Genomic DNA, 11,913 nt, shown 5'->3' on the forward strand with positions numbered 1-11,913 from the left:
AGGTTTATAGATAGGTTTTAAATTCAGCTTCTGTGCACATGACAAAGTGTCCCGGTTTCACTTCTCTGAATTCCATCTTTTCTCCGTCTTGGAGCTGATGAATGGACGGATCGTACTTCTTTCGCGTGCGATTTCTTTCATAGTCCGGATCAGGGAGCGGGATAGCGGACAGCAATGATTTCGTGTAAGGGTGAAGCGGGTTTTCGTAAAGCTCATCCGCCGGCGCAAGCTCCACCAATTTTCCGAAATACATGACGCCGATGCGGTCGCTGATGTATTTGACCATTGATAGATCATGGGCGATAAACAGATAAGTGAGCCCTTTTTCTTGCTGCAATTCTTTCATTAAATTGACGACCTGCGCCTGAATGGAAACGTCAAGCGCCGAAATCGGTTCGTCCGCAATGATAAACTCCGGATCAACCGCCAATGCTCTGGCGATTCCGATACGCTGGCGCTGCCCGCCCGAAAATTCATGCGGATAGCGGTTGGCGTGCTCTTTATTTAAACCGACCGTTTCCAGCAGTTCGTGAACCCGCTGCATCCGCTCTTTTTTCGTTTTGGCCAGGCGGTGAATATCTATTCCCTCGGCAATAATGTCGGCGACTGTCATTCTCGGATTTAACGAAGCATACGGATCTTGGAAAATCATCTGCATTTTCCGGTTAAACTCCAGCAGCTTCTTGCGGGATTTTTTCCCGTGGACATTTTCCCCGTTAAAGAGAACTTCCCCGCCGGTTGCCTCATACAGCCGGATGATACTGCGTCCCGTCGTTGATTTACCGCAGCCCGATTCTCCGACAAGGCCGAGCGTTTCGCCTTTATAAATATCAAATGATAAATCATCTACGGCTTTTACCGTTCCTTTCGGCGTAAAAAAATGCTGTTGTAAATGTTTGATTTCAAGCAGTTTCTCAGTCATTTTTTTCACCTTCCTTCATTAAAACAGGCTGCTGATACGTATTCGGCAGCTGACGGATTTTAGCCTTCACCGCTTCTGGCGGCTCGACCTTAGGCGCATCAGGATGCAGAAGCCATGATTTTACAAAATGCGTGTCGGACACTTTATACATCGGCGGTTCCTGTTCAAAGTCAATTTTCATCGCATACGAGCTGCGGAGCGCAAATGCGTCCCCTATCGGAGGGTTTGTGAGATCAGGCGGCGTGCCCGGAATGGCCGTCAGTTTTTCCTGATCTGTGCTGTCCAGACTCGGCATTGAGGCAAGCAGTCCCCACGTATACGGATGGCGCGGATCATAAAAGATTTCATCCACCGTGCCCGATTCAACCACCTGACCCGCGTACATGACGGCGACCCGATCGGCGACATTGGCGACAACGCCGAGATCGTGCGTGATGAAAATGATAGACGTATCAATTTTCTTTTGCAGATCTTTCATCAGCTCAAGGATTTGCGCCTGAATCGTCACATCAAGTGCTGTTGTCGGTTCATCGGCAATTAACAGCTTCGGATTTGCCGCAAGCGCCATCGCGATGACGACGCGCTGTCTCATACCGCCTGAAAATTCATGCGGGAATTGGCCGACCCGTTTTTCAGGCATCGGGATTCCGACGAGATCAAGCAGCTCTATGGCGCGTTTTTTCGCCGCTTCTTTTGAGATTTTTTCATGTTTGAAAAGCACTTCCGTAATTTGTTTGCCGACTTTCATCGTCGGGTTCAGAGAGGTCATCGGATCTTGGAAAATCATTCCGATTTCCCTTCCCCTGATGGCCTGCATTTCTTTTTCGGACATCGGCACGATATCGCGCCCGTCAAAAAGAATCTGTCCTCTTTTAAAATAGCCCGGAGGCATCGGGATCAGCTTCATAATCGCCTGAGATGTCACACTTTTTCCGGAACCTGACTCCCCTACGATCGCCAGCGTCTCTCCTTTATTCAAATGGAAATTCACGCCGCGGATTGCCTGTACCTCTCCGCCGTATGTTTTAAATGAAATGGCTAAGTCTTTTACTTCTAGCAAGCGTGTCACTCATATCACTCCTTATTTGCGTAACTTAGGATCCAGCGCGTCTCTTAACCCGTCGCCGACAACGTTAAAGCCGAACATCGCCAGGCAGATAAATCCTGCAGGGAAGAACAGACGCCAAGGGTAATAGGTTAATGCAGGCAATCCGTCTGAGGCCATCGTCCCCCAGCTCGCGAGCGGCGCAGGTACGCCAAGCCCCAAATAACTTAAAAACGCTTCTGTAAAAATCGCCGTCGGAACCGTGAGTGTCATCGTTACAAGTATAGATCCCATCGCATTCGGGACAATATGCTTAAACAAAAGCCGGCCGGTTTTGGCACCGAGTGTCTGTGAAGCAAGCACATACTCCTGATTCTTTAATTGCAGCACCTGTCCGCGGACGATTCTCGCCATATTGATCCAGCCCGTGATCGTCATGGCGACGATAATGGTCAGCAACCCTTTCGGCAGAACAACCATCAGTAGAATCACCATTAATAATGAAGGAACAGCCCACAGAATGTCGGCGATGCGCATCATCACTTCATCTGTGCGTCCGCCGCGGAATCCGGAAATGCTGCCCCAGATTACGCCGATTAATAAATCAAGCACGGCAGCTGCGACACCGATAAAGATGGAAATCCGCGCGCCCACCCATGTCCGGACAAATATGTCCCTTCCAAGGTCATCCGTGCCGAACCAATGATCTTTCGACGGTGCTTTATCAGCATTTAATAGATTGGTAGTCGCATAATCATATTTTGAAAAAATAGGAGCAAAAATCGCCATAAGAATAATAAGAACGATCAGTACCAATCCGACCATCGCAAGCTTATTGCTGCGGAAGCGGAGCATGGCGTCTTTCCAGAGGGAAAGGCTTTTTTTACTTATTTTTTCGGCATCGCCGGCATTAGCTGAAGCTGGTTCAAACATATTTTTAGGAATGTTCTGCATGGTCTAGGCTCCTTTCTTTGCTTTAGAAAGCTTGATTCTCGGATCGATTAATCCGTACAGCACATCTACAATCAATACGCATAAAAGCAGGATCACACTGAAGAACACGGTAACTCCCATAATGACCGTATAATCACGGTTTGTAATGCTGTTTACAAAATGCGCGCCTAAACCGGGGATTCCGAAAATCGATTCAATGATGAAACTTCCTGTTAAAATGGATGCCGCCATCGGCCCCATATATGTCACGACGGGCAAAAGCGCGTTTCGAAGCGCATGGCGCACTGTGACTGACGGCCGGGAAAGGCCTTTTGCTTTTGCAGTCCGTATGTAATCGCTGTTTAACACTTCAATCATGCTTGAACGGGAGAGTCTGGCAATGAACGCCATCGGCATGGAAGCGAGCGCAATGGAGGGCAGAAAGGTGTATGCCCAGGATTCCCACCCCGCGACCGGGAACAGTTCTAATTTAATGGAGAAAATATATTGCAAAATCGTCGCCAATATAAAACTCGGAACTGAGATCCCAAAGATCGTTAAAATCGCAATGGTATAATCCTGCCATTTATTATGGTACAGGGCAGCCAGCACCCCGAAAAGCACACCAAACGCTAATGCGAGGAGAATTGCTTCTGCACCGAGAGTGAATGAGACGGGGAAGCCGGAATTGATTAAATCATTAACGCTTTGGCCTTTATATTTAAAAGAAGGCCCAAAGTCCCACATCGCTACAGATTTTAAGTAGCTGACATATTGAACGAAAAGAGGCTTGTCCAGACCATAGTGTTCGTTTAAGTTTGCTTCAATTTCAGGCGTCAGCTTTCTTTCGCCGGAAAATGGTCCGCCCGGGGCTGCCTGCATTAAGAAGAAAGTGGCGGTGACAATCACAAACAGCGTGATGATCATGTAAATGAATCGTTTACCGATGTATTTCAGCAAGGTGAACACCTCCATATTTTTTACCATTTTAAACTTAATAAGCAAGAAAGGTATACGGGGACATCCTCCCCATATACCTTGGGTCTTTTGTTTTCAGAACCGCCTGTTATTCAAAAGAAGCGTTTCTGAAGAAAACGTCACCTGTTCCGGTCAAGATTACATTTTTGAGGTTTTTATCCTGCACCCAAGTATCTGTATAGAAGTAAACTGGCGCGACCGGCATTGCGTCCATAAAGATTTTTTCTGCTTTTTTCAGCTCTTCGATACGTTTATCCGGATCCGTTTCAAGCTGAGATTGGTTCAGCAGCTTTTTAAACTCAGGGTCTTCCCATCCTGTATCATTGTTTCCCCCATCTTTATCGCGATAGGCTTCAAGGAAGTTAATTGCATCATTAAAGTCGCCTAACCAGGCCATACGCCCGACCTGATAATCTTGGCTGTGCAGCTTATCGATGTACACATTCCATTCGGAATTATCAAGCTCAGCTTTGACACCTAAGTTCTTTTTCCACATTTCCTGTACGGCCTGCGCGATTTTCGCATGCGCATCATTCGTATTGTAGGACAATTTGATTGCCGGAAGGTCAGAGACGCTCTTGACTCCTAATTCCTTCAGTCCTTTATTTAAGTATTCTTTTGCTGTTTTGACGTCATTGTCTTTGAAATAGCCTTTTTTGTTATCCTCGAATCCCTTCATTGACGGCGGCACTGCAGCCATGGCCGGGATTTGTTCCCCCTGCGTCACATTTTTCACGATAGATGAGCGGTCGATCGCATAAGCAAGGGCTTTACGGATGTTAACATTGTTCAGCGGTTTCGCTTCTGTGTTGAATTTGTACCAATACACACCTGCGATCGGTTCAACATGGAGCGATCCGTCCTTTTTCAAAGTCGGCAGAGATTCGGTCGGAAGCTGGCCGAGCGGCATTCCTGCCCAGTCAAGCTCACCGGCCTGGAATTTTTTCAGTTCGGTGTTGTCATTGTTAATCATCACCATGTTGATTTTCTTCAATTTCACAGCGTCTTTATCCCAATATTGATCGTTCTTTTCAAGCGTGATAGAACCGCTGTGTTTCCAGGCCGTCATTTTGAACGGGCCGTTTGACACGTAATTTTCACCTGCGTTTGTGTTCCAGTTTTTATGTTTTTCAGCAATTTTCTTGTTGATCGGCATATACGTATAGAATGAAGTTAATTGCAGGAAGTAAGGTGTCGGGTTGTTCAGTTCAACCTTTAATGTTTTGTCATTTACGGCTTTTACGCCTACGTCATCAAGCTTGCCTTTTCCTGTATTGGCGGCTTCAGCGCCTTTGATGTAGTAGAGCTGATAAGCGTATTGTGATTCGTTGTTCGGGTCAAGCACCCATTTCCATGCATATTCAAAATCCTGCGCAGTCACGGGGTCGCCGTTAGACCATTTCGCACCGTCACGAATCGTAAATGTATAGGTCTTTCCGTCTTTGCTTGTTTCAATTTTAGATGCCATTCCTTCTTCAGGCTCACCTTTGGAGTTTACGCGTGTCAATCCTTCATAAATCTGGCGGATTACGCCTCCTGAAACGGAATCATTCGCTAATCCCGGATGCATTGAAAACGGCTCAGTTTTAATATTGATATTAAGTGTAGTCTGTCCTTTGGTGTCTTTTTTACCGTCTCCTGATCCGCCGCTGAATCCGCCGCACGCACTTAACACAAGCGAGAAGATAAGCATCAAACCTACAATAGACCAACGCTTTTTCATGCACTAACCCCCTAATCAAATTTTCAGCCTTTACTACTAAATACTCAGAAATATCAGACAAAATAACGTAATATTTTTCTAAACTTTAATTGTGTTCCGTCTTTTCTGATTATTTTATGTAAAGAAGCTGTAACAATAGAGTGAACAAGTTCATTATAATGAAATGAATAATTTATTGCAATACTATTTTCTCAATTTAAAATATTTAAATTTGGTCAGTTTTTCTGCCAAAAAGGTGATACACTTCTATAGTTTAAAGCATGACCTAACTAAATATTTTTATTGTAATTTCCAGTTCATATTGCTTTTTACATATAATATTCGTTATACGAAATGTTGATATCCGTTATCATTTAGGCATTTTCAGTTCTTTTTGTGGATTTTCAGCCCTTAAGCAAATTGGAAATAAGCTTGTATTCTTCTGATGACATTTGGCTATAATTGATTTATAATAGATCAATCAAAGAACATTTTGTTGTGATTGCTATGATGAAGAGTAGTACACATATCAACCCGTTTGAAGAGAGCCTGCGGTGCTGGGAGCAGGTAACGGGCCCTGTGGAATGGACTTCTGAGCAGCTGACCGAACGTAAAGTAGGCCCAGCCGGAGCAGCCTCCGTTACCAACGTCTCGAGCGATTCCATTGTAATGGAATAATCAGGGTGGCACCACGGTTCATTCGTCCCTTTTTTCTACGGGAAGAATGGGCTTTTTTTATTATGTTTTAAGAAATGAGGTAAGAACTATGAAGAAAACGATTTTTTCAGGCATTCAGCCGAGCGGCTCCGTTACCCTCGGCAACTACATCGGCGCCATGAAGCAATTTGTCGATTTGCAGCATGATTACAACGGATATTTCTGCATCGTCGATCAGCATGCAATTACGGTTCCGCAGGATCGGCTTGAGCTGCGGAAGAACATCCGCAATCTGGCGGCTCTTTACCTGGCCGTCGGACTTGACCCCGAGAAAGCGACCCTCTTTATCCAGTCAGAGGTTCCCGCTCATGCCCAGGCGGGGTGGATGCTCCAATGTGTCGCATATATCGGCGAGCTTGAGCGGATGACGCAATTTAAAGATAAGTCAAAAGGCAAAGAAGCCGTCGTGTCAGGACTGTTAACATATCCGCCGCTGATGGCCGGTGATATTTTACTGTACGGCACGGACCTTGTTCCGGTCGGAGAAGACCAAAAACAGCACCTTGAACTGACCCGCAATCTGGCAGAGCGCTTCAATAAGAAATACAATGACATCTTCACGATTCCTGAGGTGAAAATCCCTAAAACAGGCGCACGCATCATGTCACTGGCTGATCCGCTCAAAAAAATGAGCAAATCAGACCCGAACCAAAAGGCATACATCACGCTGCTTGATGAGCCGAAACAGCTTGAAAAGAAAATCAAGAGCGCCGTGACTGATTCGGAAGGCATTGTAAAGTATGATAAAGAAAACAAACCGGGTGTTTCTAACCTTTTGACGATCTATTCTATTTTAGGAAACACATCAATTGAAGAATTAGAGGCAAAATATGAAGGCAAAGGTTACGGTGAATTCAAAAGCGATTTAGCCGAAGTCGTTATCGGCGCTTTGTCACCGATCCAAGAGCGCTATCGTGAATTAATTGAAAGCGACGAGCTTGACCGCATTCTCGACGAAGGGGCAGCACGCGCAAACAAAACCGCCGGCAAAATGGTGAAAAAAATGGAGAACGCCATGGGTCTCGGACGGAAAAGAAGATAAAGAAAAGAGGCGGGATGATCCCCGCCTCTTTTTAGTTCACTTTTGATTCCTGTTCCATTTCCCAAAGCTTTTCGAAAAACGGCTGCCCTTTAATCAAATTTTCACAGAACGCAAGATGCTTGTCTGACCAGCCTTCGATTGTTTCATTATAAAGCATGTCCCAAATCTCTTCAAAGCTCATCCGTTTGATCTGCTCGTACATATGCGGATTCCATTCCGTGTACCAATACACTATTTCCGCGCGGTTCTTCAGCCCTTTAAGCTGGTCAAGCGCCATAAACATCAGCTGCTTGATCTGCCGTTCTTTTCTTGTCAGCCCTCTGACATGCTCCGGCGCCAATGATAAAATGTGATATTCCTTTGAAGACTCCAATTGTGCAGGCTCAAATTGAAACGATTCCGGCTCTACATCCTTTACCATTTCATAAACAAGCTGCTCCTGCCTCGGAATCAGGCGGCTCTTTCTGACCGGAATGGTATACCCGATCGTATCCACGGCAATGATGCCGATTCCGTCAGTCACGACAAAACAGTACTCAAGCTTCGTCCGTTCATGATTTTTTCGCACATATGACTTTTGATGCACTTGTTCCAGCAGCTCTTTCGGAAGCTCTGATAAGTCGTTTTCTATGTAATGAAATAATACCGACGGCACTCTGAGCAGCGGCGTCTGATCCAAAAGCTCAACCGTGTCTTCCTTCCGCCATTCGTGAAAATGGCATACATTGTAGCCATTCTCTTCCCCTTCAAACCAATTGACCCACACATCATGAAGAAATAACATATTCGACCCCTCACTTTATAAAAACTGTTGTCCACAGTATAGGCAAGGGATAGATAAATTATTCCATTTTGATATGAGATTTCCTCAAGAGGGGGCTGGATTTCCCCTTGCATCGCAACAAAAAAAATCTCCCGTTCCGTCCGGGAGATCATTTCACATTTTTCGGATCAAGCGCGTCACGCAGCCCGTCTCCGACAAAGTTGAAGCACAATACAGTAAGAAGAATCAACAACCCTGGAAATAACGGGTACCACCAAGCCTGAATCATAATCGTAAAGTTTTGAGCATCCTGAAGCATATTCCCCCAGCTTGCGATCGGCGGCTGAATCCCGAAACCGAGATAACTCAATGTAGATTCTGCCAAAATAACCGTTCCGACCTTTAATGTGGCCGAGACAATAATCGGCCCAAGCGCATTCGGCAATATATGAGAAAAAATAATATGATGATTTTTTGTACCGATCGTCTTTGCAGCCAGTACAAATTCTCTGGAACGAAGCGATAAAAACTCCCCTCGCACAAGACGTGCTGTTGTTGTCCAGCCTGTAAGGGAGAAAATTAAAATTAATTTATCCATTCCGGGCTGAAAAATCGTAACAAGTGTAATAAGCAAAAATATATCAGGTATGGATAATACGATATCCACAGTTCTCATGAGAACGGCATCGACAATCCCCTTAAAATAACCGGCAACAGCTCCGACAACAGTTCCGATTGTAATTGCACCGATCACAGATGCGAATCCGACAAGCAAGGAAACGCGCGCCCCGTACAGAACCCTCGTAAAGATGTCTCTTCCGAATTTATCAGTTCCCATTAGATGTTTTAAACTCGGCGGCTTCAAACGATTGACAAGAGATTGACTCTCTGGAGAGTAAGGAGCGATTACCGAAGCGAATAAAGCTGACAAAATGATGATGGTTAATATAACGGCTCCGATTACAGCAAGTTTGTTTTGAAAGAACTTTTCGAAAAAAATCTTAGTCATTGTTTCCGGTTTGGATTGAATATTTTCTTTTAATTTTATTTCACTGGGGGGTGTGCCGGTATTTGGCTGTAACATTTGACCTCTCACCTCTCTTAGTTAATATTCAATACGCGGGTCAGCCAACGCATATAAGATGTCTGCAATTAAATTCCCCACTACAACCAAAACAGCTGAAATGACCGTCATGGCCATGATAACCGGATAATCTCGTGAAAAGGCTGAATCAATAAACAATTTGCCGAGACCCGGCCAAGTAAAAATCTGTTCTACCACTACCGCTCCCCCGATAAATGACGGTATCATCAGACCAAAAATAGTGATGACAGGAAGAAGTCCGTTTCGCAAACCGTGCTTAAAAATCACTTTATTATCTCTGAATCCTTTCGCACGCGCCGTGCGTATATAATCCTGTTTTAACACATCAAGCATACTGGATCTTGTGTATCTCGTTATTCCAGCCATGTCTGCCGTTGCGAGCACAAAAGCAGGCAGAATCAAATGATGCAAACGGTCAAATATGTTAAAGTCAGCATTCAAAGTGCTTACTCCGCCAGTGGGAAACCACCCAAGATTCACAGATAAAACCATAATTAAAATCAAACCGAACCAAAAATTCGGAATAGCAAGCCCTAAGAATGAAGTAACAGTTATCCCGTAATCCAATTTTGAATAAGGACGTTTCGCTGACAAAACACCAAATGGAATAGAAATCAGAAGAGCGACAAGGGTTGAGAAAAGCATAAGCACAATCGTATTCGGTAAGCGGGATAAGATAAGTTCAGAAACAGGGGTGCCTTTCTTCACAATAGAAGTCCCGAAATCGCCTTGCAGCATATTCCCCAGCCATTTCACATATTGAACCGGTTCCGGATCGTTCAATCCGTATTTTTCAATGAATTTCGCCCTGTCCGCTTGACTGATTGTAGGGTCCATCATAAGTGACATCGGATCTCCCGGCGCTGCTTTCATGATGGCAAACGACAAAATTGTAATGCCTAAGAGAATCGGCAAGGACATTAATGTTCGCCGTAAAATATATGTAACCATATTCTTGTCCCCTTTTTAAATAGGATAAGAGAGGAAAGGAACCTCCTTCCCTCTCAAGGGCTTTTGCTATTTTTGATCCAGCCACCATTTTTCAATATTGTACAAGTCATTTTTAGGGTGGAATACATAGCCTTGTAAATTATTCGGCATCGCTCTGTGATAGTTGTAATAGAATAAGAAGCTGTACGGCTGATCTTCCGCAATCAATTTGTATATCTCTTCATATTTCTTTTGGTATTCTTTTCTGTCAGTAATTGACTTCGCCTCTTCAAGCAGCTTATCGACTTTCGGATTTTTGTACCAAATATTATTCAGCCCGTTTTTAGATTGGCTTGAATGGAAGATGGAGAACTGATCCGGGAACGTAGCAAGACTCCATCCAAGAAGAAGAGCGTCATAATCCCAATTAGGGGCACTGGTCTGTTCAATTAACGCACTGAATTCAACAATCCGCGGCTTTGCCTCAATTCCTACTTCTTTTAATTGCTGCTGAACGACAACCGCTAAATCTTCACGAATTTTATTGCCTTGATTCGTTTTAATTTCAAAAGAGAATTTTTTCCCGTCTTTATCAAGGTAGCCGTCACCGTCATGATCTTCCCATCCGGCTTCTTTTAACAGCTGCTTTGCTTTTTTCGGATTATAATCAAATGTCGGCACTTTAGACTTCGGATAATTCCATGACAGCGGACTTTCAGGAACATCCGCTACCTTACCGTCTCCGTTCAGCACTTGATCTACCATTGCCTGCCTGTCAAGAGCGTAAGTCAATGCCTGACGCACTTTTTTGTCCTTAAAAAGCTCTTTTTTCTCATTCCAGCCGATATAGCTGTAGTTTAAGCCAAGATCAGATTTAACCTTTACGTTCCCAAACGTCTTAACCGTATCAAAATCTGTGCCCGGCACAGCGAAGAAATCAATGTCCCCCGCTTTTAACTGGGCCACGGCTGCGTTGGAATCAGGAATTGTTTTGACTGTCACTGTATCAAGATATGGTCTGCCTTCAAAGTAATCATCATTTGCTTTCAGTTTGACATACTCGCCCTTTTTCCACTCGACAAACTTAAACGGACCGGAGCCGATTGGGTTTTTACGGTTAAATTCATTTTCTCCCAGATCAGCAACCGGGACCTTACCCAATATATGTTTTGGCAAAATGCCGTAACTGCCGAGAACGACATTGTAGAAATAGGCATCTTTTTTCTTCATTTTAAACTGAATTTCATATTTTCCTTTTTTCGTTACGGATTTAAGTGACTCAAAACCTGAGCCCCGCTCACCGTTGTAATCTTTGTTAAGAGGAATGCTGTAGGTGAACACTACATCATCGGCCGTGAGCTCTTTTCCATCATGGAATTTTACGCCTTTTTTCAGTTTTACATCATACGTTAATCCCCCGTCAGACTCTGTTACTTTTTCAGCCAGCGACGGCTTGACGTTCAATTTCTCATCGGTTTCTAATAATGTGCTGTAAATCATTCCTTCAATATCGGAACTTGCAACATCGGTGGAGTAAAGAGGATTAAAAAGCGTTGGTTCCCCAGTTGACCCGACAACCAAATCTCCGCCTTTTTGCGGTTTTCCGGCCGGTTTGGATTCGGTGCTTGTGGATTTTGAGCCGGAGCAGGCTGACAGGAAGATGGCGAGCGCCATAAAAACACTTAGCATCATCAGTGCGGTTTTACGTAATTTCATATCAATTCCCCCTTTGTGATATATATGCAGCAAACAGGTTATGTAATCCGGCATACCCCC

At 44.5% G+C, this 11,913-nt stretch carries 10 protein-coding genes and 1 other annotated feature; of the genes, 1 reads left to right on the forward strand and 9 read right to left on the reverse strand.

Going from position 1 to position 11,913, the window contains the following annotated elements:
* Positions 1 to 4 precede the first annotated feature (4 nt).
* The 5 genes from oppF to AUL54_RS04905 all read right to left on the reverse strand — a co-directional run bounded on the left by oppF (position 5) and on the right by AUL54_RS04905 (position 5,601).
* Positions 5 to 922, reverse strand: coding sequence for an oligopeptide ABC transporter ATP-binding protein OppF (oppF, locus tag AUL54_RS04885; RefSeq protein ID WP_060963087.1), 918 nt, complete (start codon positions 920 to 922; stop codon positions 5 to 7).
* Entirely contained in the window at positions 915 to 1,991 is a 1,077-nt protein-coding gene (locus AUL54_RS04890; RefSeq protein ID WP_060963088.1) for an ABC transporter ATP-binding protein, read from the reverse strand. Before AUL54_RS04890 ends, oppF begins: the two co-directional genes overlap by 8 nt.
* A 12-nt stretch (positions 1,992 to 2,003) precedes the next feature.
* Positions 2,004 to 2,921, reverse strand: a complete 918-nt coding sequence (gene oppC, locus AUL54_RS04895; protein WP_049628257.1) for an oligopeptide ABC transporter permease OppC — start codon at positions 2,919 to 2,921, stop codon at positions 2,004 to 2,006.
* 3 nt (positions 2,922 to 2,924) lie between these two features.
* On the reverse strand, positions 2,925 to 3,860 hold the full coding sequence (locus AUL54_RS04900) for an ABC transporter permease (RefSeq protein ID WP_016938235.1): 936 nt from the start codon (positions 3,858 to 3,860) through the stop codon (positions 2,925 to 2,927).
* 106 nt (positions 3,861 to 3,966) lie between these two features.
* A complete protein-coding gene (locus tag AUL54_RS04905) occupies positions 3,967 to 5,601 on the reverse strand; it encodes a peptide ABC transporter substrate-binding protein (RefSeq protein ID WP_060963089.1) in 1,635 nt (544 codons plus the stop codon).
* Positions 5,602 to 6,078: 477 nt separating this feature from the next.
* Positions 6,079 to 6,291 (forward strand) — a binding site (T-box leader).
* Between the two features lie 55 nt (positions 6,292 to 6,346).
* Between AUL54_RS04905 and trpS the strand changes: the two genes are divergently transcribed.
* Positions 6,347 to 7,339, forward strand: coding sequence for a tryptophan--tRNA ligase (gene trpS, locus AUL54_RS04910; RefSeq protein ID WP_060963090.1), 993 nt, complete (start codon positions 6,347 to 6,349; stop codon positions 7,337 to 7,339).
* A 31-nt stretch (positions 7,340 to 7,370) separates the two neighbouring features.
* Here the strand turns inward: trpS and AUL54_RS04915 are convergent, their stop codons facing one another.
* The 4 genes from AUL54_RS04915 to AUL54_RS04930 form a co-directional block, all read right to left on the reverse strand.
* A complete protein-coding gene (locus tag AUL54_RS04915; RefSeq protein ID WP_016938238.1) occupies positions 7,371 to 8,123 on the reverse strand; it encodes a YjbA family protein in 753 nt (250 codons plus the stop codon).
* Positions 8,124 to 8,271: 148 nt separating this feature from the next.
* Positions 8,272 to 9,186 carry an oligopeptide ABC transporter permease gene (gene opp4C, locus AUL54_RS04920; RefSeq protein ID WP_060963091.1) on the reverse strand — a complete coding sequence of 305 codons (915 nt, stop codon included), beginning with the start codon at positions 9,184 to 9,186 and terminating at the stop codon, positions 8,272 to 8,274.
* Positions 9,187 to 9,207: 21 nt separating this feature from the next.
* Positions 9,208 to 10,158, reverse strand: a complete 951-nt coding sequence (locus AUL54_RS04925) for an ABC transporter permease (protein WP_045925327.1) — start codon at positions 10,156 to 10,158, stop codon at positions 9,208 to 9,210.
* A 66-nt stretch (positions 10,159 to 10,224) separates the two neighbouring features.
* Positions 10,225 to 11,853: a peptide-binding protein gene (locus AUL54_RS04930; RefSeq protein ID WP_060963092.1), complete on the reverse strand. Its 1,629-nt coding sequence runs from the start codon at positions 11,851 to 11,853 to the stop codon at positions 10,225 to 10,227.
* Positions 11,854 to 11,913 lie beyond the last annotated feature (60 nt).

This window comes from Bacillus sp. SDLI1 (genome assembly GCF_001553895.1).
Taxonomy (GTDB): domain Bacteria; phylum Bacillota; class Bacilli; order Bacillales; family Bacillaceae; genus Bacillus; species Bacillus siamensis.